Source organism: Streptomyces sp. NPDC050422 (genome assembly GCF_044458665.1).
GTDB lineage: Bacteria > Actinomycetota > Actinomycetes > Streptomycetales > Streptomycetaceae > Streptomyces.
Window position 1 is genome coordinate 233,618 of the sequence record NZ_JBITIE010000001.1, and the last position, 19,604, is coordinate 253,221.

At 70.5% G+C, this 19,604-nt stretch carries 19 protein-coding genes and 2 pseudogenes; 14 read left to right on the forward strand and 7 right to left on the reverse strand.

Annotation, left to right across the window (positions count from 1 at the left end):
* Positions 1-801 precede the first annotated feature (801 nt).
* From ACIBJG_RS00955 to ACIBJG_RS00980, 6 genes and pseudogenes are all read left to right on the forward strand, one after another.
* Positions 802-2,433, forward strand: a complete 1,632-nt coding sequence (locus tag ACIBJG_RS00955; RefSeq protein WP_399302549.1) for an acyl-CoA carboxylase subunit beta — start codon at positions 802-804, stop codon at positions 2,431-2,433.
* Positions 2,430-2,672 carry an acyl-CoA carboxylase subunit epsilon gene (locus ACIBJG_RS00960; RefSeq protein ID WP_399302551.1) on the forward strand — a complete coding sequence of 81 codons (243 nt, stop codon included), beginning with the start codon at positions 2,430-2,432 and terminating at the stop codon, positions 2,670-2,672. The genes ACIBJG_RS00955 and ACIBJG_RS00960 overlap by 4 nt, the downstream gene beginning before the upstream one ends.
* Positions 2,669-2,860: a hypothetical protein gene (locus ACIBJG_RS00965; protein WP_399302553.1), complete on the forward strand. Its 192-nt coding sequence runs from the start codon at positions 2,669-2,671 to the stop codon at positions 2,858-2,860. The genes ACIBJG_RS00960 and ACIBJG_RS00965 overlap by 4 nt, the downstream gene beginning before the upstream one ends.
* A 259-nt stretch (positions 2,861-3,119) precedes the next feature.
* Positions 3,120-4,526, forward strand: coding sequence for a lipase family protein (locus tag ACIBJG_RS00970; RefSeq protein ID WP_399302555.1), 1,407 nt, complete (start codon positions 3,120-3,122; stop codon positions 4,524-4,526).
* Between the two features lie 646 nt (positions 4,527-5,172).
* Positions 5,173-5,298 (forward strand): annotated as a pseudogene (locus ACIBJG_RS00975) (antibiotic acetyltransferase); the annotation flags it as partial.
* Positions 5,299-5,549: 251 nt separating this feature from the next.
* Positions 5,550-6,725 carry a macrolide family glycosyltransferase gene (locus ACIBJG_RS00980; protein ID WP_399302557.1) on the forward strand — a complete coding sequence of 392 codons (1,176 nt, stop codon included), beginning with the start codon at positions 5,550-5,552 and terminating at the stop codon, positions 6,723-6,725.
* A gap of 79 nt (positions 6,726-6,804) precedes the next feature.
* Here the strand turns inward: ACIBJG_RS00980 and ACIBJG_RS00985 are convergent, their stop codons facing one another.
* Positions 6,805-7,767 (reverse strand): electron transfer flavoprotein subunit alpha/FixB family protein, encoded by a 963-nt coding sequence (locus ACIBJG_RS00985; RefSeq protein ID WP_399302559.1) that lies wholly within the window; start codon positions 7,765-7,767, stop codon positions 6,805-6,807.
* 51 nt (positions 7,768-7,818) lie between these two features.
* Positions 7,819-8,604: an electron transfer flavoprotein subunit beta/FixA family protein gene (locus ACIBJG_RS00990; RefSeq protein ID WP_399302561.1), complete on the reverse strand. Its 786-nt coding sequence runs from the start codon at positions 8,602-8,604 to the stop codon at positions 7,819-7,821.
* A 110-nt stretch (positions 8,605-8,714) separates the two neighbouring features.
* Between ACIBJG_RS00990 and ACIBJG_RS00995 the strand changes: the two genes are divergently transcribed.
* Complete coding sequence (locus ACIBJG_RS00995) at positions 8,715-9,437, forward strand: TetR family transcriptional regulator (RefSeq protein WP_399302563.1); 723 nt, start codon at positions 8,715-8,717, stop codon at positions 9,435-9,437.
* Positions 9,438-9,562: 125 nt separating this feature from the next.
* On the forward strand, positions 9,563-9,967 hold the full coding sequence (locus ACIBJG_RS01000; RefSeq protein ID WP_399302565.1) for a Zn-ribbon domain-containing OB-fold protein: 405 nt from the start codon (positions 9,563-9,565) through the stop codon (positions 9,965-9,967).
* A 12-nt stretch (positions 9,968-9,979) separates the two neighbouring features.
* Here the strand turns inward: ACIBJG_RS01000 and ACIBJG_RS01005 are convergent, their stop codons facing one another.
* The 3 genes from ACIBJG_RS01005 to ACIBJG_RS01015 all read right to left on the reverse strand — a co-directional run bounded on the left by ACIBJG_RS01005 (position 9,980) and on the right by ACIBJG_RS01015 (position 12,534).
* A complete protein-coding gene (locus ACIBJG_RS01005; protein WP_399302567.1) occupies positions 9,980-10,624 on the reverse strand; it encodes a response regulator in 645 nt (214 codons plus the stop codon).
* Positions 10,615-11,799, reverse strand: a complete 1,185-nt coding sequence (locus ACIBJG_RS01010) for a sensor histidine kinase (protein ID WP_399303264.1) — start codon at positions 11,797-11,799, stop codon at positions 10,615-10,617. Before ACIBJG_RS01010 ends, ACIBJG_RS01005 begins: the two co-directional genes overlap by 10 nt.
* Before the next feature lie 69 nt (positions 11,800-11,868).
* Positions 11,869-12,534, reverse strand: coding sequence for a DedA family protein (locus ACIBJG_RS01015; protein WP_399302569.1), 666 nt, complete (start codon positions 12,532-12,534; stop codon positions 11,869-11,871).
* A gap of 541 nt (positions 12,535-13,075) precedes the next feature.
* On the opposite strand from ACIBJG_RS01015, the gene ACIBJG_RS01020 reads away from it, so the two are divergent.
* The 3 genes and pseudogenes from ACIBJG_RS01020 (at position 13,076) to ACIBJG_RS01030 (ending at position 14,245) form a co-directional block, all read left to right on the forward strand.
* On the forward strand, positions 13,076-13,288 hold the full coding sequence (locus ACIBJG_RS01020) for a hypothetical protein (RefSeq protein WP_399302571.1): 213 nt from the start codon (positions 13,076-13,078) through the stop codon (positions 13,286-13,288).
* Between the two features lie 23 nt (positions 13,289-13,311).
* Positions 13,312-13,509, forward strand: a pseudogene (locus tag ACIBJG_RS01025) (hypothetical protein); the annotation flags it as partial.
* Between the two features lie 133 nt (positions 13,510-13,642).
* Complete coding sequence (locus ACIBJG_RS01030; protein WP_399302573.1) at positions 13,643-14,245, forward strand: hypothetical protein; 603 nt, start codon at positions 13,643-13,645, stop codon at positions 14,243-14,245.
* A 96-nt stretch (positions 14,246-14,341) separates the two neighbouring features.
* Here ACIBJG_RS01030 and ACIBJG_RS01035 read toward each other — a convergent pair whose 3' ends face one another.
* Both ACIBJG_RS01035 and ACIBJG_RS01040 read right to left on the reverse strand, forming a co-directional pair.
* On the reverse strand, positions 14,342-14,638 hold the full coding sequence (locus ACIBJG_RS01035) for a hypothetical protein (protein ID WP_399302575.1): 297 nt from the start codon (positions 14,636-14,638) through the stop codon (positions 14,342-14,344).
* Positions 14,639-14,886: 248 nt separating this feature from the next.
* Positions 14,887-15,771: an SIS domain-containing protein gene (locus tag ACIBJG_RS01040; protein ID WP_399302577.1), complete on the reverse strand. Its 885-nt coding sequence runs from the start codon at positions 15,769-15,771 to the stop codon at positions 14,887-14,889.
* A 210-nt stretch (positions 15,772-15,981) separates the two neighbouring features.
* Between ACIBJG_RS01040 and ACIBJG_RS01045 the strand changes: the two genes are divergently transcribed.
* From ACIBJG_RS01045 to ACIBJG_RS01055, 3 genes are all read left to right on the forward strand, one after another.
* The gene (locus ACIBJG_RS01045; RefSeq protein ID WP_399302579.1) at positions 15,982-16,782 is read left to right on the forward strand and encodes a DeoR/GlpR family DNA-binding transcription regulator; all 801 of its coding nucleotides are present in this window, start codon (positions 15,982-15,984) and stop codon (positions 16,780-16,782) included.
* A 216-nt stretch (positions 16,783-16,998) separates the two neighbouring features.
* A complete protein-coding gene (locus ACIBJG_RS01050) occupies positions 16,999-18,174 on the forward strand; it encodes a Gfo/Idh/MocA family protein (protein WP_399302581.1) in 1,176 nt (391 codons plus the stop codon).
* Between the two features lie 151 nt (positions 18,175-18,325).
* Positions 18,326-19,528: a ricin-type beta-trefoil lectin domain protein gene (locus ACIBJG_RS01055; protein WP_399302583.1), complete on the forward strand. Its 1,203-nt coding sequence runs from the start codon at positions 18,326-18,328 to the stop codon at positions 19,526-19,528.
* Positions 19,529-19,604 lie beyond the last annotated feature (76 nt).

A 19,604-nucleotide genomic window follows, 5' to 3' on the forward strand; every position in this document is an offset into this window, starting at 1 on the left:
GGCCGCGCCCCCCCCCCGCCCCCCCGGCCGCGCGCGTCCTCCCCCCCGGCCGCCGCGCCCGCGCGTGGCCCCGCGGGGGGGGGGGGCCGGGGGGGGCCCCCCCCCCCCCCCCCCGGTTCTTGCCGCGATCAAGGCCTGCGAGTGTCAACAACGCTCGTGGTCAGTGCACCTGGCCCATGGCCGCCAGTTCAAGCATCTCCTCCTCGGCCGGGTGTCCGGTGAGGTCCTGCCGCCCGAACCCGACAAGGTCGCACTCGGGAGGATCCCCGGCGGCCCCGACGCGATCGTGGTCCTCGAAGGCTCCTGGGCATCCTCAGGGGCGGCGGGCTGTCCGACCGTGCCGCGGCCTACGGCGCGGACGTGATCGGCAACCACGTGTCCGTGTGCGTCCTCGAGGACGGTCACCCAGGAGGTGCTGGTGCAGGCCTTCGCTGCCCTTCCCGCCGACAGATTTCCTTACCTCGTGGCCCTCGCCGGCACGGTGATGGCATGGCGCCGAGGAACGGCTCGGCTTCGGCCTCGACGTGGTGGTGGCAGGCCTGGCCGCCCACGCCGACAGGGCCCGAGGGGCGAGGTTCCGCCCGCCCGGGCGGCCATGGGGACGGGCCGGGCCTTCACGGAGTCGACGGGGGCGGCTCGGGGCACGCTCGACCGCGTCGCGTCCCGCGCGCACTGCCCGGAGTCGAGGGCTATTCGAGGTGCCGCGGCAATTCTGCTCGGCCACCGGCCGGCCGAACGCGGCCCGGCCGGACGGCGATCCGCCAGCGATCCGCCGAACCGCCAGTGAGAAGGGACCCGCGGATGAGCATCGTAGAAGAATCCCCGGTACCGGCCGTCAGTTCACCGGAAGACCCGTTCCCAACCGACCTGCCGTCCGGGTCGCCCCGGGCCCTGCAACGCCTCGGTGAGCTGATGGGGCTGCGTGCCCAGATCCAGGCAGGGCCCAGCGTGAAGGCCACCGAGGCGCAGCACGCGAAGGGGAAGCTCACCGCCCGCGAGCGCCTTGAACTCCTCTTCGATGACGGGGAGTTCACAGAGGTCGAACCGTTCAGGCGGCACCGGGCCACCGGCTTCGGCCTGGAGTTCAAACGGCACCACGGCGACGGTGTCGTCGTCGGCTGGGGCGCCGTGCACGGCCGCACCGTCTTCGCGTACGCCCATGACTTCCGGGTCTTCGGTGGCGCCCTCGGCGAGGCCCACGCCCAGAAGATCCACAAGATCATGGACCTGGCGGCCTCGGCCGGAGCTCCCGTCGTGGGACTCTGCGACGGCGCGGGCGCCCGCATCCAGGAAGGCGTGACCGCGCTCGCCGGCTACGGCGGCATCTTCCAGCGCAACGTCCGCAACTCCGGGGTGATCCCGCAGATCAGCGTCATCATGGGGCCGTGCGCCGGCGGCGCCGCCTACTCGCCCGCCCTCACCGACTTCGTCTTCATGGTCCGTGGTACCTCGCAGATGTTCATCACCGGGCCCGACGTGGTGCAGGCGGTCACCGGTGAGGCCATCTCGCAGGACGCCCTGGGCGGCGCCGACGCCCACGCGGCAACCTCCGGCGTCGCCCACTTCGCGTACGACGACGAGGAGACCTGCCTGGAAGAGGTGCGCTTCCTGCTCTCGCTGCTGCCCTCCAACAATCGTGAACTGCCGCCGGTGGCGCCCGCATCCGACCCCGCCGGCCGGCGCACGGACGCACTGATCGATCTTGTGCCCGCCGACCCGAACCGCTCGTACGACATGCGGCTGGTCATCACGGAAGTCGTCGACGACGGCGAGTTCTTCGAGGTCCACCAGGAGTGGGCCACCAACGTCATCTGCGCGCTGGCCCGCCTGGACGGTCAGGTCGTCGGCATCGTCGCCAACCAGCCCGCGTCCCTGGCCGGTGTCCTCGACATCAGGAGCAGTGAGAAGGCCGCCCGGTTCGTGCAGCTCTGCGATGCCTTCAACATCCCGCTCGTCACCCTCGTCGACGTGCCCGGGTTCCTGCCCGGCGTGGACCAGGAGCACGGCGGCATCATCCGGCACGGCGCGAAGCTCCTGTACGCGTACTGCAACGCCACCGTCCCGCGCGTCCAGTTGATCCTGCGCAAGGCCTACGGCGGTGCCTACATCGTCATGGACTCGCGATCCATCGGCGCCGACATCTCCCTCGCCTGGCCCGTCAACGAGATCGCCGTCATGGGTGCGGAAGGCGCCGCGAACGTCGTCTTCCGCCGGGAGATCGCCGCCGCCGACGACCCGGAACTCGTCCGCAAGCAGCGCATCGCGGAGTACCGGGAGGAGCTGATGCACCCCTACTACGCCGCCGAACGCGGCCTCGTCGACGACGTGATCGACCCGTCGGAGACCCGGAGCCGGCTCATCGACGCCCTGGCGGTGCTGCGCCGCAAGGACGCGTCGCTGCCGCGCCGCAAGCACGGGAACCAGCCCCAGTGAACGACTCCCGGACCGCCCCCTTCCTCCGGGTGCTCAGCGGCACCCCCGACCAGGCGGAGCTCGCGGCCGTCGTCACCGCCCTCCTCACCGTCGCCCGGGCGGCGGGGGAACCGGTGCTGCCGCCCGTCGTCGCCGCACCCGCCTGGAGCATCACCGAAGGCACGGGCAGGCCGGAGGTCTCCTGGGCGACCGGATCCGCCCGGCCCGCGGCCCGCATCGACGAAGGAGGCACCACATGACCGAGACACTCGAAGCCCCCCTGAAGTCCACCGCGTACGACACCCGGAGGGGGGCGGGGGCGCTGAGGGCACCGGAGCTCCGGAAGCCACCGGTGTGTGCGGCGCCCGCCGCTCCGCCGCCGCTTCTCCTCGCGGGTGAGCACGACGCCGACCCGGCGGAGTCGCACATCTGGCGGGGCATCGACTGACCGGCGGGGGGCCCGGTCACCAGGACCACGTCGGCCACCGGCCTCATGACCGGGTCCCCCGCCGGTGGCTCGCGGGGCCCGCAGCCCGCCGTCGCAGCTGGAAACCGCGGGTGCGGGCGGTCGGAGCAGAGGGTGCCACGGCCGCCTGCCAGGGCCGATCCAACAGTTACCGCAGCGTAACTTACCGACGGGTTACCTTCGGTAAGCCCCGCTGCTAGCTTGCGTTCACCCGCATTCCGAGCAGAGCGAGGAGTGAGCTGTGAGCCGCAAGAGCACCCGTTCGCCTTCCACCTCCCCCACGACGTCCCCCATGGTTTCCCCTGCCCGCGGGCCACGCGCCGGTGGCATGCGCGCGGTGGCCGTCGCCGTGACCGCGGCGGCCTGCGTGGCCGCGTACGCCGCACCCGCGTCCGCCACCGACCGGACGCAGCCCGTGGTGTCCCGAGGGGTCACCATCCCCGACTTCTACAACCCGCCGGCCGAACTGCCCTCCGCCAACGGCACGGTGATCCGTCACGAGCCGCTGCCGCTCGGGCTGAGCCTGCCGGGTCTCGACGGCCGCCCGATGCCGGGCACGGCGACCCGGCTGATGTATCGCTCCACCGACTCGGGCGGGCAGGCCGTCGCGGTGACCGGCGCCTACATCGAGCCGTCCGCCGGCTGGAAGGGCTCCGGCCCGCGTCCCCTGGTGGCGCTGGCCTCGGGAACCGTGGGCCAGGGCGACCAGTGCGCACCCTCCATGACCCTGCAGTACCCGCTGACCCTCAGCGGCGAGACCGTGTCGGTCGGCTACGAGACCCTGGCGATCTACCGCCTGCTCTCCGCAGGCGTCGCCGTCGTGGTCACCGACTACGTCGGTCTCGGCACGACCGACCGGCTGCACACCTACGTCAACCGGCTCGACCAGGGCCACGCCCTGCTGGACGCGGCACGCGCCGCGCACCAGCTGCCGGGCACCTCGATCACGCCGGACTCGCGCACCGGTCTGTACGGCTACAGCCAGGGCGGCGGAGCCAGCGCGTCCGCGGCCGAACTCCAGCCCTCCTACGCGCCCGACGTCAAGCTCGCCGGCACCTACGCCGGTGCGCCGCCCGCCAACCTGACCGCGACCATGAAGGGCATCGACGGCAGCGCCCTCGCCGGCGCCCTGGCCTGGTCGATCAACGGGTTCTCCCAGTCCGACCCCGATCTGCGGGACGTCGTCGAGGCCAACGTCAACGACGCCGGACGGGCTGCCCTGAAGGACGCCTCGACCATGTGCGTCGGCGATGCGATCTTCGGCTACGGCTTCACCAAGAGCACCAAATGGACCACCAGCGGAAAGTCCCTCGGCGACGTCATCGCCGCCGAGCCCAAGGCGCAGGCCGCCCTCGACAAACAGCGCATCGGCACCCTGAAGCCCACCGGTCCGGTACGTCTGGCCACCGGCGTACAGGACGACATCGTGCCCCACGCCCAGGCGCGCCAACTGGCCGTGGACTGGTGCCGCAAGGGCGCCGACGTCACCTACGACGCCATCGTCCTGCCGAACCTCGGCGACAAGCTCCTGACCAACCATCTGGTCCCGCTGATCACCGACCAGGGCGACGCGATCTCCTGGATGACCGACCGGCTCTCCGGCAAGGCCACATCGTCCAACTGCTGGACGATGCCGCTCCAGCCCTGAGGACCTGACGTCCCGACTCATGCTCACCCCGGACTGCCGGGCGGATCTCCGGTCCGCCCGGCAGCTGCTCCGCTGGGTGCCCGGACGCGGCGAAACCGGTGCAGAGGCGGGAGCGGTCTCACGATCATAGAGCCGGACCTGCCGTCACCGTGAAACAACTGTTCCTGTTCCTTTCAGTGGTTGCGCGGTGCTGTCTGTGAATGCTGATGTGGTGAAGCTCCGCGAAGGCGGCTCACGCTGTGGTGCGGCGAAAACCAAGCTGTTCCTGGGTGTGTGTCTTCGATTGCGACACCTCTGTTCGTGTCTCTGAGTCCGGAACGAAAGCGCCGGATGCAACCCGCCCGTTCTCTTGATTCGCGCCAACCGCAATTTGCATCACAGGTACCGGAGTGGCCGGAGACGTGGGCCCCGCCAGCGTGGAGGGGCCGAAGCCCCGTGGAGCCGACCGTAAGACCCGCACCATCCGCCTTTGCCGTGAGGCATGGGCGGGGCGGGCAGGTGGCGCAATCCCCGGCCTCCGGCCGGGACGGAAACGGGAGACCGTCAATAGGACACCAGGGCGCACCCTGCGCGCTGGTGACACCGTGACGGACCATTCGGACAGAAACGTCGGAATTACTGAGAGCTACTGATACTCAAAGCAACGGAGTACTCGTACTACGACGACGACCCGGAGAAGCTGGTCATCGGCCGACTCCGCGTCCTGGGCGCCGGGGTGGGGTTCATCGTGAACGGGGCCGACCACCGAATGGACGGCGTCGCCACCTTCCCCAACCCCCGTCCCGTCCGGGTGACGGCGGCTGCGCCCGGGCCAGGCCAAATCCAGATGCGGCGGGCCCGGGCACCGGCTATGGTCTTTCGCATGTTCTTCCAGCAGCTCTACGGCTGACGCGGGACGGGGCAGCGCCCCGTTTCCGTCCGGCATGCCCTGTGCGCGCCCACGACCCGGCCTCCGGGCCGGAGCGGCCGACGCGCGGGTTCGCCGTGTCCCTTTCGCCGCAGACCTGAATCGAGTGATCTTCCATGTCACGTCCCCGTGCCCACATCGCCATGGTCGGCATCCCCGCCGTCAGCCACGTACTGCCGAGCCTCGAGGTCATCCGTGAACTCGTGGCCCGCGGCCACCGGGTGACGTACGCCAACGACCCGGCGGTGGCCGACCGGATCAAGGCCACAGGTGCCGAGTTCGTCCCCTACGGCTCCGTCCTGCCGGTCGCCGACAACAGCTGGCCCGACGACGCCATCGGCGCGATGGGCCTGTTCCTCGACGACGCCGTCCAGGCACTCCCGCAACTGAGGGCCTTCTACGACGACGACCCCGCGGACCTCTACCTGTACGACATCGGCGCCTACGCCGCGCGGGCGCTGGCCGAGTCGCAGAAGCGCCCCCTCATGCAGCTGTCCCCGGCCATGGTCGCCTGGAAGGGCTACGAACAGGACGTGGCGGCTCACCTGTGGGCGTTGCCCGGAGCCGACGCGTACCGGGCGAAGTTCACCCGGTGGCTCGCCGACGGTGGTGCGTCCACTACCGACATGGACGCCTTCTCCGGGCGTCCCGCGCACACCCTCGCCCTCATTCCCCGGGCGATGCAGCTGCACGGCGAGGACGTCGACACGGACACCGTGACGTTCGTCGGCCCCTGTTTCGGCGGGCGCGGCGCCGAGCAGACCTGGACCCGTCCCGAGGACGCGGAGCGCGTACTGCTGGTCTCGCTCGGCTCTGCGTACACGAACCGGCCGGAGTTCTACCGCCAGTGCCTGGCCGCATACGGTGATCTGCCCGGATGGCACGTCGTGCTCCAGATCGGCCGGCACACCGACCGGGCGGAGCTCGGCGCCATCCCGGGAAATGTTGAAGTGCACTCCTGGGTACCGCAGTTCGCCATCCTGGAGCAGGCCGACGCCTTCGTCACCCATGCGGGGATGGGCGGCAGTTCCGAAGGGCTGTACACCGGGGTTCCGATGATCACCGTCCCGCAGGGCGCCGACCAGTTCATGAACGCCGACCGGCTCGTGGAACTGGGAGTGGCCCGCCGCGTCGACACCGCGGACGCCACCGCCGAGACGCTGCGTACGGCACTGACCGAACTCGTCACCGACCCCGAGGTCGCCGGCCGTTCGGCGAGGCTGCGGGACGAGGTGCGGGCCGAGGGCGGCACCCCGCGGGCTGCCGACCTCATCGAGGAACTGCTGGGCTGAACCGGCCGCACAGCGGTGCGGGGCCGCACGGTGATACCCGCCGTGCGGCCCCGCACCGTCGTTCGTCCTGATCGACGGGTCAGCCCTTGCGGGCGGTGACCTCGTCGGTGAGCTGCGGGACGACGTTGAAGAGGTCGCCGACGACGCCGTAGTCGACGAGGTCGAAGATCGGGGCCTCGGCGTCCTTGTTGATCGCGACGATCGTCTTCGAGGTCTGCATGCCCGCCCGGTGCTGGATCGCACCCGAGATGCCCGAGGCGATGTACAGCTGCGGGGAGACGGACTTGCCGGTCTGGCCGACCTGGTTGGTGTGCGGGTACCAGCCCGCGTCGACCGCGGCACGCGAGGCACCCACAGCCGCACCCAGCGAGTCCGCCAGGGCCTCGATGATCGCGAAGTTCTCCGCACCGTTCACGCCACGGCCACCGGAGACGACGATCGCGGCCTCCGTCAGCTCCGGACGCCCCGTCGACTGACGCGGCGTCCGCGACAGCACCTTCGTCCCCGAAGCCAGCGCCGAGAACTCCACCGCCAGCTCCTCCACCGCACCCGCACCCGTAGCCGGCTCCACCGGCGCCGAGTTCGGCTTCACCGTGATCACCGGCGTGCCGCGCGAGATACGGGACTTCGTCGTGAACGACGCCGCGAACGCCGACTGCGTCGCCACCACACCCTGCTCACCGGCCTCCAGATCCACCGCGTCGGTGATGATCCCCGACCCGATGCGGACCGCGAGACGGGCAGCGATCTCCTTGCCCTCCGCCGAAGACGGCACCAGCACCGCCACCGGCGACACCACCCCGTACGCCGCCTGCAAAGCATCCACCTTCGGCACCACGAGATAGTCGGCATACTCCGACGCCTCGGACACCAGCACCTTCACCGCGCCGTGCTCGCCCAGCACACCCGCCGTAGCAGCCGCACCGGCGCCCAGCGCCACCGCGACCGGCTCGCCGACCCGACGCGCCAGCGTCAACAACTCCAGCGTGGGCTTGCGGACCGCACCGTCCACGTGGTCGACAAAAACGAGAACTTCAGCCATGGAACTTCAATCTCCTGCAGATCGAGACGGAACAACGAGGAACGAGCGCAATCAGATGAACTTCTGGCCGGCCAGGAACCCGGCCAGAGCCTTACCGCCCTCACCCTCGTCCTTCACGATCGTGCCCGCCGTACGAGCCGGACGCTGCGCCGCCGAATCCACCACCGACCACGCACCCGCCAGACCCACCTCGTCCGCCTCGATCCCCAGATCATCCAGATCCAGCGACTGAACCGGCTTCTTCTTCGCCGCCATGATCCCCTTGAACGACGGGTAACGGGCCTCGCCCGACTGGTCGGTCACCGACACGACCGCCGGCAGCGACGCCTCCAGCTGCTCCGACGCCGAGTCGCCGTCACGACGGCCGCGCACGACACCGCCCTCGACCGACACCTCCGACAGCAGCGTCACCTGCGGCACACCCAGCCGCTCCGCGAGCAGCGCCGGAACCACACCCATCGTGCCGTCCGTCGACGCCATCCCCGAGATCACCAGGTCGTAACCCGTCGCCTCGACCGCCTTCGCCAGCACCAACGACGTACCGATCGCGTCCGTACCGTGCAGATCGTCGTCCTCGACGTGAACAGCCTTGTCCGCACCCATCGACAACGCCTTGCGCAACGCGTCCTTGGCGTCCTCCGGACCCACCGTCAACACGGTGACCTCCGCATCGTCGGCCGCGCCCGCGATCTGCAACGCCTGCTCGACCGCGTACTCATCCAGTTCCGACAGCAGACCGTCGACATCCTCACGATCCAACGTCAGGTCATCGGCGAAATGCCGGTCACCGGTCGCGTCGGGCACGTACTTCACACAGACAACGATCCTCAGGCTCACGCCGGCTCTCCCTGTACTTCGTCGAGTCTCTGCCCCAATCCTATGGTACCTAGTACCCTTCGTAAAGGTACCCAGTGCCGGATATGTGTTTCCGGTGCTACGTTTTCGGCATGACCGATGACCGCGGGCCGGCCAAGAAGCCCCCCATGCGTGACGTGCTCGCCGAGGCGGCCTTCGCGCTCTTCATGGAGCGCGGATTCGAGCGGACCACGGTGGACGACATCGTCGCCAGTGCGGGGGTGGGGCGGCGGTCGTTCTTCCGCTACTTCCCCTCGAAGGAGGACGCGGTCTTCCCCGACCACGAGCGGTGCCTCGCGGACATGACCGCGTTCCTGGAGGCCGCCGGGGACGGTGACCCGGTGGAGGCGGTGTGCGACGCGGCCCGGCTGGTGCTGCGAATGTACGCCGAGAACCCGGAGTTCTCCGTACAGCGCTACCGGCTCACCCGGGAGGTGCCCGGTCTGCGGACGTATGAACTCTCCGTCGTGCGCCGCTACGAGCGGACCATGGCCGGGTACCTGGAGCGGCGGTGGTCCGGCGCGCCGGACGCGCCCCTGCGGGCCGAGGTGATCGCCGCTTCGGTGGTCGCGGCGCACAACAACGGGCTGCGGTCCTGGCTGCGTTCGGGCGGCCGGGGCGATGCCGGAGCCGAGGTCGACCGGGCGCTCGAACTCGTCCGCACCGTGTGGGGACCGGACGCCGAGCGGCCGCCGGCACCCGCCGCCGAGGACGAGGTGATCGTGATGATCGCGCCGAAGGGCGCCCCGATGTGGCGCGTCGTGCAGCGCATCGAATCGGCTCTCGGCGAGGAACGCGGCACCACTGAGAGGTAGTTCACTCGGCAGTTCTTCGTTCCCCGGCACTCAGTACCTTTACTTCGTGGAACTAAGTGCCATACGGTGCCGGTGTGCCGCCGCCGGAGGTGCGGCACACCGAGTCGAGCGCGGGAGGCCGAGGCGTGTTCATCACCGGAATCGACGTGGAGCCCACTGCTCGCGACGCAGCGGGGCCGCACAGCAGGGAGGGTCTGGTCTACCAGGTGTGCCGGTGGTGCGGCACCGCGTCCTTCCGTAAACTCCTGTGCCCCGTATGCGCGTCGAGCGATCTGGAAGCGGAGCAGAGCGAGGGCCACGGGGTCGTCGTGCGCTCCAGCGTCGTGAACCGCTACTCGCGGGTCATGCGCAACGAGTCCCTGGTCCGGTTCCCCGAAGGGTTCGTGTACCGGTGCCGCATCGTGGGCGCCGCTCCGCACCTGGTGAACGTCGGCGACCGGGTCCGGCCCGTCGGGGGCATGACCTCCGAGGCGGGCGAGGTGGTACTCGAACTGTGCGACCCGCCCGGGATGGCCGACTGGTACGCGTGAGCCCGGGGGTCGTTACGCCTCCAGGTAGCGCAACACCGCGAGGATCCGGCGGTTGTAGCCGGTGGTGTGGGCCAGCCCCAGCTTGTCGAAGACCGCGTTCAGGTTCTTCTCGACCGCGCTCAGCGAGATGTGCAGCTGCTGCGCGATGGCCGCATTCGTGTGGCCTTGTGCCAGCGCCTCCAGCACGGTGCGCTCGCGCGGCGTCAGCCGCGACAGAGGGTCGCCGTGCGCGCTGCGGATGACCAACTGGCGTACGACTTCGGGGTCGAAGACGGCCCCGCCCGCATGGATCCGCTCCAGTGAGTCGAGGAACTCCTCCACCTGCGCGACCCGGTCCTTGAGGAGATAGCCGACCCGCTCGGCGTTCGAGGCGAGCAACTGGGCCGCGTAGGCGCGCTCCACGTACTGCGACAGGACGAGCACCCCGATGTCCGGCCACCGCCCGCGGATCTCCACCGCGGCGCGCAAGCCCTCGTCCTTGTGCGTCGGCGGCATCCGGATGTCGGTGACGACGATGTCCGGCGACCGCGAAGCGACCTCCGACAGCAGCGCCTCGGCGTCACCGACGGAGGCGAGCACCTCGTGGCCCTCCTCGGTGAGCAGCCGGACCAGTCCTTCCCTCAGCAGGGTCGAGTCCTCGGCAAGAATCACACGCATGGCAGCTCCGCGGTCACGGTGGTGGGGCCCCCGGCAGGGCTGTGGACGTCCAGCATGCCGTCGATCGCGGCGACCCGGCCGCGCAGCCCGGCCAGTCCGCTGCCTTCCGGGTCCGCGCCGCCGCTCCCGTCGTCGCGGACGCGCACGGTGAGGACCTCGCCTCTCCGCACGACACTTACGAGAACGTCTCCTGCCCCGGAGTGCTTGGCGGCATTCGTCACGGACTCCGACACGACGAAGTACGCAGCCGTCTCGACGGGCGGCGGCAGCGCTCCCGATGCGTCGTACGCCACCCGGACGGGGAGCGAGCACCGCTCCGCCACCCCGCCCAGCGCCTCCCGCAGCCCCAGGCTGTCGAGCGCGGTCGGATAGACCCGCCAGGCCACCTCGCGCAGTTCGGCGAGCACCTCGCCCGACTCCCTGTGCGCCTGTGCCAGCAACGTGTCCGCCTGCCCGGGGTCTCGGGCGCGGCGGGCGCGGCCGAGCAGCATCGCGAGCGCCACGAGCCGCTGCTGCACCCCGTCGTGCAGATCGCGCTCGACCCGTCGCCGCTCGCTGTCCACCGCCCGCACCACCGCGGCGCGGCTCGCGGCGAGTTCTCCGATGCGCCGCTCCAGCAGCTCCCGTTCACCGGGCCCGAAGCACTCGCGCGCGAGCCGGGCGTCGAGCGCGGCGAGCGAGAACAGCCCTTGCACATCGAGGAAGAGCAGTACGGAGCCGAGGACCACCTGGGTGAGCAACTCCTGCCAGCCCAGCGTGGACCGGGCGACCCCGGCCGCGAGCAGCCCGGCCAGTACGAGGCCGAACGCCAGCAGTGCGGTCACCACCGCGCACAGCAGCCCGGCGTAGGTGCGGGAGGCCAGATAGCGCAGGACCTGCTGATCGGAGGCGCGGTGTTCGGGGAACCGGTCATGGAAGAAGACGGACCGGCGCCATCGCTCGATCCGCGTCAGTCTCCGGACCCCCGCGACCAGGAGGGACCGCGCGCGGCCGCGGGTGCGGGGCCACAGCAGAAAGGCGCCCAGCAGGGCCCCGGCCACGGCGAAGTGGACGAGTCCGGCCAGTGCGGTCACGCAGCCCAGGAGCGCACCGGCGACCCCGGACAACCGTCGGGCGAAACTGGGTTGCTGCACGGAGGAGCGAGGGGCGGGGGTGTCTTCCGCGTCGCCTGTCACGTTCACCGACCCTAGCGTCTCGTGTGCGGAACATGCCGGGCTCGCGGGGCCGGCGGACACGGCAGCGCCTCAGGGGTTACGGCGGTGCTGGGCCCGTGCCCGCCCGGACCGAACGCGCACGACGACGTACAGCGCGAGCGCCGCCAGGACCAGGAGCAGTACGGCCTTGGAGAGGAACCCGACGTAGGTACCCACCGTGTCCCACTCATCGCCGAGCCAGTAACCGGCCATCACCAGCACCGTGTTCCAGGCCAGGCTGCCCACAGCGGTCAGTCCGAGGAACACCGGCAGCGGCATCCGCTCCAGGCCCGCCGGTACGGAGATCAGACTCCGGAAGATCGGCACCATGCGGCCGAGCAGTACGGCCTTCGTGCCGTGTCGGACGAACCACGCCTCCGTGCGCTCCAGGTCGGAGCTCCTGACCAGCGGAAGCCGCCCCCACAGGGCGTGCATTCGCTCGCGGCCGAACAGCATCCCGATCCAGTACAGGGCGGCCGCCCCGGCCACCGAGCCCAGCGTGGTCCAGAACAGGGCGGAGGCCAGCGGGATCACACCCTGTCCCGCGGCGAAACCCGTCAGTGGCAGGATCACCTCGCTCGGCAGGGGCGGAAAGAGGTTCTCCAGCGCGATGGCGAGGCCGGCCCCAGGGCCGCCCAGGGTGTCGACGAGGTTCGCCGCCCAGCCGGCGACGCCCCCGGCGGGTTCCTGCGGCAGGGCGAGCAGCGCGGGGTCCATGCGGGGTCTCCAGACGGTGGGGCATGGTCGTAGCAGGGCGCCACGACTCCCCGGCCACGCTAGGAACCGCCGGCCTGCGCCGGTATGCGGGTTGCCGTCGGAGGTGGTGCGGCATGACGTACGTCCGTACTGCGGTTTCCCGCACGGTCCGGGCGGGCGGTCCGGGTGCGGGTGGGTGGTCCGGGTCGGTCCGGGCGGGCGGGCTGCCCCGACGCTTGGGGTGAATTGCCGGACACAACCCGGGTAGCGACGGAGAGTCAGGCCCAAGTCATCCGATGAATCCTGCGTACCACCCTTCTCCCGAAAGGCCCGCGCCGCTACCATCGGGACGCGTATGGGAGCGCTCTCGTATCCGTACCCGCCCTGTACCTCCGCTGTCGGCGGTCTCGTTCGGAGAGGATGTTTCCGTGCGCCCAAGCGCCAGCCCCCTTGCCTCCCTCCTGGCAGCACTCCCTCTCACGCCGGCCTGTTCGCCACCGGCGCCCCGGCATCGGCGCGCACCATCGATGCCGTACCAGCCGCCGAAGCATCCGATGTGTCCTTGGCTGCGGACACGTACGACTGGAAGTACGTCCGCATCGACGGCGGAGGTTTCGTCCCCGGCATCGTCTTCAACCGGTCGGAGAAGAACCTCGCCTACGCCCGCACCGACATCGGCGGTGCCTACCGCTGGGACGAGGCGGGCAAGCAGTGGACTCCGCTGCTCGACTGGGTGGACTGGGGCCACTGGGGCCGGTCCGGCGTGCTGCTGTAGTCCCGGGCCTGGGTCCAGGTCGCGACTCGGGCGCGACGTTCGCCAAGCTGTCCGGGGTCGAGCAGGCGGACTCGGTCGGCTTCGGCAAGGTGGCCGCGGGAGCTTCGTACCGGACGCTCTTTGGCACTGCGAAGATCGGCGGCGTGCGCGGTGTCTTCCGCTCCACGGATGCGGGTACCACCTGGACCCGGATCAACGACGACGCCCGCCAGTGGGGCTGGCCCGACGGGCGGAGGGGGGCGACGGGGAGGGGAGGGGCGGGCCCGCCCCTTTCCGTGTTCCGGTACCGGGGGTGGAAGCGGTCAACGGGCGCCTCACTGGCCCCGTACAGGTTCGTCGGCCATACTGCCCGCCGTGGAGCAGCGCATAGATCCGAACACTCAGCCCGCGTACGCCGCAGGGACAGACCCGGCGTACATCCCTGGTCTCACGGCCCCCCGAATCGCCGCGAAGGCGGACGAGGACCCGGAGCAGACCGAGGAGCCCGCACCCGAGGGCGCCGCGCCCGACGATGCTGTCGTGGAGGCCGCATCCGAGGACGCAGCGCCTGACGGCGAGCCCGTCGCCACGAAGGCGGCGGACGACGAGGAGGACGAGAACGAGGACGAGGCGGGGGACGGCCCGTCGTCCGAGGACGAGGGCGCGGACGGCCCGTCGTTCGAGGACGAGGGCGCGGACGGCCCGTCGTTCGAGGTGAGCGACCGACGCGGTTCGATCTCCGCGGACCGCACGGGCATCCGGTTCACGCTGGACGACCAGGAGGCCGACTTCGAGTGGGACGAGATCGGTGCTGTCGAACTGAAGCCGGCCCGGTTCGGCCGCCGGTTCACGATCACGGTCCACATATCGAACCGGCGCTGGTTCAACGCCGAGGTCGAAGCGGCCGCCAGGAGCAGCCTCAAGGAGTGGACGGAGGGCTTCGACGCGGTCCTGGACGCCTACTTCGAGGAGTCCTGACGGCGCGGGACCGGGTGACCGGACGGACGGGAAGACCGGCCGCCCCACGACGGGCGGCCGGTTCCCCGGTGCGCGAACGCGCTCACATCAGGGGCCTTACGGTGTTGACGGCCGGTTCCACACGGCGTCGAACCGGCTGACGACCCGCCGGAGTTCGCGGGCGTTTCGGGCCGGCATGGCCTGCATCACGGTATCCAGGAGGGCCCGGGCTTCGAGGGGATTGCCGCAGCAGTACCAGTGCACGTCGCCCCACTCGTAGCCATGCCAGAGTTGGCGTTCGGGGCGGTGGACGTAGTCCTTCCACAGGCGCAGGGCCGTGCTGACGTCCCCGGGCCGCAGATAGTTGCGGGTGTGTTCGAGGCGGAGGATCTCGGACTGTGTACGCGAGGACACGCCGTCGACGGCAGGCCCCGTTTCCGGTGTCCGGTGGCGGGGGATGCCGGCCCGGACACGTCCCGGCCGGCTACGCGGCATGGACCTTTCGGTTCGTCGTCATGCCGCACATCGTGCCACGACCTCGAACCGCAAGGGGCACCTTCCGGCGACGCCGGCAGCACCGGGCGCCGCCAGAAGGTGTCTCTCACGCCGCAACGGGCGCAGGGTGCGAGGAGAAGCTCAGGCGTCCTCGTTCAAGGAGAAGCTCAGGCGTCCTCCAGGACCACCGAACGGGTCAGGTGGCGCGGGCTGTCCGGGTCCAGGCCACGGGCGGCGGCGCGGGCGATGGCCAGGCGCTGGACGCGGACCAGTTCGGCCAGCGGGTCCAGGCCGCTCTCCACCCAGCGGGCCCCGGTGGCGAGGACCTGCTCGCGCAGGCCCTCGGGGGCGGCGCCGAACGTCCAGGTCGCGGTGCCGGTGGTGGCGATGCTGATGGGACCGTGGCGGTACTCCATCGAGGCGTACGCCTCCGTCCAGGACAGCGAGGCCTCCTTCATCTTCAGCGCGGCCTCGTTGGCCAGACCGGCCGTCCAGCCGCGGCCCAGGAAGGTGAACTGGGTGCAGTCCAGCAGCCCTTCGGGTAGCGGCTCGGCCAGCGCCGTCTCCGCGTCGCGGATGACGGCGTCGGTGTGCAGGCCGAGGTTGGCGCGGAGCAGCGTCAGCAGGGTGGTGGCGAACCGGGTCTGCACGACGGACTGCTCGTCCGCGAAGTCGAGAACCATGACGGCGTCGGCCGACGTCATCACCGGGGTGTTCGGGTCGGCGGTGATGGCCACGGTGGGGGTGGTCCCGCGCAGCCGGTCGAGCAGTTCGAGCACCTCCGTCGTGGTGCCGGAGCGGGTGAGGGCGACGACGCGGTCGTAGCGGCGGCGGGCGGGGAACTCCGAAGCGGCGAAGGCGTCGGACTCGCCCTGTCCGGACTCCTCCCGGAGCGAGGCGTATGCCTGAGCCATGTAGAACGAGGTGCCGCAGCCGACCACCGCGATGCGCTCCCCGCGGGCGGGCAGCGCGGCGGCGTGACTGGGAGCGAGGTCCGCGGCGCGGCGCCAGCAGTCCGGCTGACTGGCAGTCTCGATCTCGACAAATGACACTTTTGCACTCCATACTCGGGGTGGGATGCTCGTTTACGCACATTACTCGCGATGAGCAAGCATTATCAAGCATGAATCTTGCAAATGGCTCGCGCGGCGGTCGGACTCGATGGTTTGACTCGTCGGAGCCTTGTGCGACGCTTGCGCGTGTCCGGTGATCGCGCCCAAGGGGATGGGTGCTCGCGGACCGGACCCGTAAGGAGAGTTCTCTTGTCCAGGGATGCCCGGTGGAACGCGCTGCTGGAACTCGTCGGCAAACACGGCCGGGTGGACGTCGAGGATGCCGCAGGTGCCCTCGATGTCTCGGCCGCGACCATCCGCCGGGACCTGGACCAGCTGGCCGAGCAGCACCTGCTCACTCGCACCCGGGGCGGCGCGGTCGCGCACGGGGTCAGCTACGAGCTGGCGCTGCGCTACAAGACGGGACGCAACGCCCCGGAGAAGCAGGCCATCGGCCGGGCCGTCGCGGAACTGGTCGCGGCCGGCGAGGTGGTGGGGCTGACCGGCGGCACCACCATTACCGAGGTGGCGCGGTCGCTCGCCGTGCGCTCCGACCTCGTGGGTGAGGGCGCGGGCGGAACGTCCGGCCAGCCGACCCTGACGGTGGTCACCAACGCCCTCAACATCGCCAACGAGCTGGTGATCCGGCCGCAGATCAAGATCGTGGTGACCGGCGGAGTGGCCCGGCCCCAGTCGTACGAGCTGACGGGCCCGCTGGCCAGCGGCGTGCTGGGCGAGATCACGCTGGACCTCGCCGTGCTGGGCGTCAACGCGATCGACACCGAGCGCGGCGCGTACGTCCACCACGAGGGCGAGGCCAGCATCAACCGGCTGCTCGCCCAGCAGGCCCAGCGGGTGGTGGTGGCGGCCGACTCGTCGAAGATCGGCAAGCGGGCTTTCGCCCGGGTCTGCGACCTGGGAGTGGTCGACTTCCTGGTCACCGACAAGGGCATCGCGCCCGAGGCCGCCGCGCGTTTCACCGAGGCCGGCGTCACCGTCATCGCGGTCTGACCGGTCTGACCGGTCCGTTCCGGTCCGCCCCCTTCCGTTCGCCGTGGTCCCGAGGGCTCCGGTGCACCCCTCTCTGACCTCGCATCCTCTCCACGCGCGCCCGCGAAGGCTGATGAATGTCAGGAGATGTTCGTGAGCACCCTTAAGTGAACAACTCTTGCCATGAGGTGCGCAGTCGGGAACCATGTGGCTGTCGTCGTGACAGAAGGGATTCCCGTGTCAGACCTGCGATTCGGTGTCATCGGACTCGGCCTGCGCCGTTCCATCGCGCTGTCAGCCCATCGTCCTGGGCAGGGATCGGCGATCACCGCCGTCTGTGACCTGGACCCCGAGGTGCGCCGTCGCGAGGCCGAGGCCTTCGCCACCGACGTCGCGGTCGAGGACTACAAGCTGCTCCTGGACCGGGACGACCTCGACGCGGTCGTCATCGCCACGCCGGACGACACGCACGAGGCCATCGCGATCGACGCGCTCCGCGCCGGCAAGGCGGTCTTCGTGGAGAAGCCGCTGGGGATCACCGTCGAGAGCTGCGACAACGTCCTGCGCGCCGCGTACGAGACCGGGACCCGGCTCTACGTCGGCCACAACATGCGGCACATGGGCGTCGTACGGCTGATGCGCGACATCATCGCCCGCGGCGACATCGGGGAGCCCAGGACGGTCTGGGTGCGCCACTTCGTCGGCTACGGCGGCGACTACTACTTCAAGGACTGGCACGCCGACCGGACCCGGACCACCGGGCTGCTCCTCCAGAAGGCCGCGCACGACATCGACGTGCTGCACTGGCTGGCCGGTGGCTACACCCGGCGCGTCAACGCACTGGGCGACCTGCTCGTCTACGGTGACCTGCCGCGCCGCGAGGCGGACACCCCGCGCCCGGACAACTGGCTGCGGGAGTTCGACTGGCCGCCGACGGCTCGCAAGGACCTCCACCACATCGTCGACGTCGAGGACGTCTCGGTCATGAACATGCAGCTCGACAACGGCGTGGTGGCCGCCTACCAGCAGTGCCACTTCACCCCCGACTACTGGCGCAACTACACCGTCATCGGCACCGAGGGGCGGCTGGAGAACTTCGGCGACAGCCCCGGTGACGAGGTCAAGGTCTGGAACACCGGACCCAGCGGGTACCGCGCCGACGCCGACATCACCTACCGGGTGCCCGAGGCCGGCGGTTCGCACGGCGGGGGCGACGCCCGGATCATGGAGGAGTTCTGCCGGTTCGTGCGCGACGGGGGCGTCACGGATACCTCACCGGTCGCTGCCCGGATGAGCGTCGCGGCAGGCGTCCTCGCGACCCGCTCCCTGCGCGAGGGCGGTGTGCCGTACGACGTGCCGGCCCTCGACCCCGAGCTGGTCGCGTACTTCGAACGCGGGCAGGTCCGTACATAGGGCAGGCCGATACGGCCGGTCTTGAGGATCTGACCGGGAGAGGCCGGACGGGGCCACGGCCCCGTCCGGCGGGTTTCACCGCACGGATGCACCGAGCCGGTGCATGCAAGGGCAACGATCCCCATCCCCCCACCAGAAGCAGGTGCAACACATGACCCTGCGCCACTTGTTCAGCACCCTCACCGCCACCGCCGCGGCAGCCGCTCTGGCCCTGCTCGGCACGGCCGCCCCTACCCAGGCCACGGAGCTCGGCACGGCCGCCCCCACCCGGGCAGCGGAGCTGGGAATCACTCCCGGCACCTACACCAACTACTCCTTCTCCGGTGCTCCGGTACTGACCGACGTCACCTGGTCCACCACCGTCCTGCACGACCCCGGATACCGGGCGAACGTCTTCTGGAGCCACCAGTTCGGCTTCGACAAGGGCAGCGGCGCGTACTTCGGGATGCAGTCCAACGGAGGGTCGAAGCGGACCCTCCTCTTCTCCGTCTGGGACGTCTCCGAGGCCAGAGCGGGCTCCACCGGCAGTTGGTGCCAGACCTTCGGCGGCGAGGGCGAAGGCATGAGCTGCCGGATGAACCTCGACTGGACCGCCGCTCACCGCTACACGTTCAAGGTCGCGGCCGAGGGCGACGGCTGGTTCGGCGCCACCGTCTCGGACACCGTCACGGGCACCTCGTACAAGCTCGGCAGCATCAAGACGCCGGCCGCCGCCATCTCGCCCTCCGGGATGGTGGACTGGACGGAGTACTTCGAGTGGAACAACTCCCGCGCCACCTGTTACGACCAGCCGTTCAGCGACGCCCGTTTCGGGGTGCCCACCGGCAACGGCGGTACGGTCACGGGCGCCGTCGCCTCCACGTCCAGCAGCGACAACGCCTGCGCGACCCGGATCGACGTAGCCGCCGGCTCCACCGTGCAGAACCTCGCCGTCGGCAACTCGGTGCGCGGCGCGGTGACCGGGCTCGCCGGGAAGTGTCTGGACGCCTTCGGAGGGGTCTCGGACGGTGTGGCCGCCGACCTCTACACCTGCTCGGGCGGCGCCAACCAGGCCTGGGTGAGGGCGGCCGACGGCACCCTGCGGCTCCCGTCGGACTACTGCCTCACCGCGGACGGCACCGGCGACGGCGCAGCCGTGCGCGTACGTGACTGTGCCGGGACCGGTGCGGGCGGGGCGGTCACCGACCCGGCCCGGCAATGGACGTACAACGGCACCACGCACGCACTCGTCAACAAGGCGTCCGGCCGCTGCCTCGACGTCCCGGGCAGCGACACCGCGAACGGCACCGCGCTCGGTCTCTGGGACTGCCACGGCGGTGCCAACCAGCAGTGGAACGTGCCCACGACCTACTAGTCCATGAGCCACCAGCCCCGGGCGGCCCGCTTCGGCGGACTCGCCCGGGGTTTCCGGTGTCTGTTTCCGGCCATGC

Excerpts from the sequence above, each read along its gene's own strand:
- ACIBJG_RS00955 (WP_399302549.1), top strand. The coding sequence starts at position 802 with ATGAGCATCGTAGAAGAATCCCCGGTACCGGCCGTCAGTTCACCGGAA.
- ACIBJG_RS01005 (WP_399302567.1), bottom strand. The coding sequence starts at position 10,624 with ATGCGTGTGATTCTTGCCGAGGACTCGACCCTGCTGAGGGAAGGACTG.
- ACIBJG_RS00980 (WP_399302557.1), top strand. The coding sequence starts at position 5,550 with ATGTCACGTCCCCGTGCCCACATCGCCATGGTCGGCATCCCCGCCGTC.
- ACIBJG_RS01055 (WP_399302583.1), top strand. The coding sequence starts at position 18,326 with ATGACCCTGCGCCACTTGTTCAGCACCCTCACCGCCACCGCCGCGGCA.
- ACIBJG_RS00995 (WP_399302563.1), top strand. The coding sequence starts at position 8,715 with ATGACCGATGACCGCGGGCCGGCCAAGAAGCCCCCCATGCGTGACGTG.
- ACIBJG_RS00965 (WP_399302553.1), top strand. The coding sequence starts at position 2,669 with ATGACCGAGACACTCGAAGCCCCCCTGAAGTCCACCGCGTACGACACC.
- ACIBJG_RS00985 (WP_399302559.1), bottom strand. The coding sequence starts at position 7,767 with ATGGCTGAAGTTCTCGTTTTTGTCGACCACGTGGACGGTGCGGTCCGC.
- ACIBJG_RS01015 (WP_399302569.1), bottom strand. The coding sequence starts at position 12,534 with ATGGACCCCGCGCTGCTCGCCCTGCCGCAGGAACCCGCCGGGGGCGTC.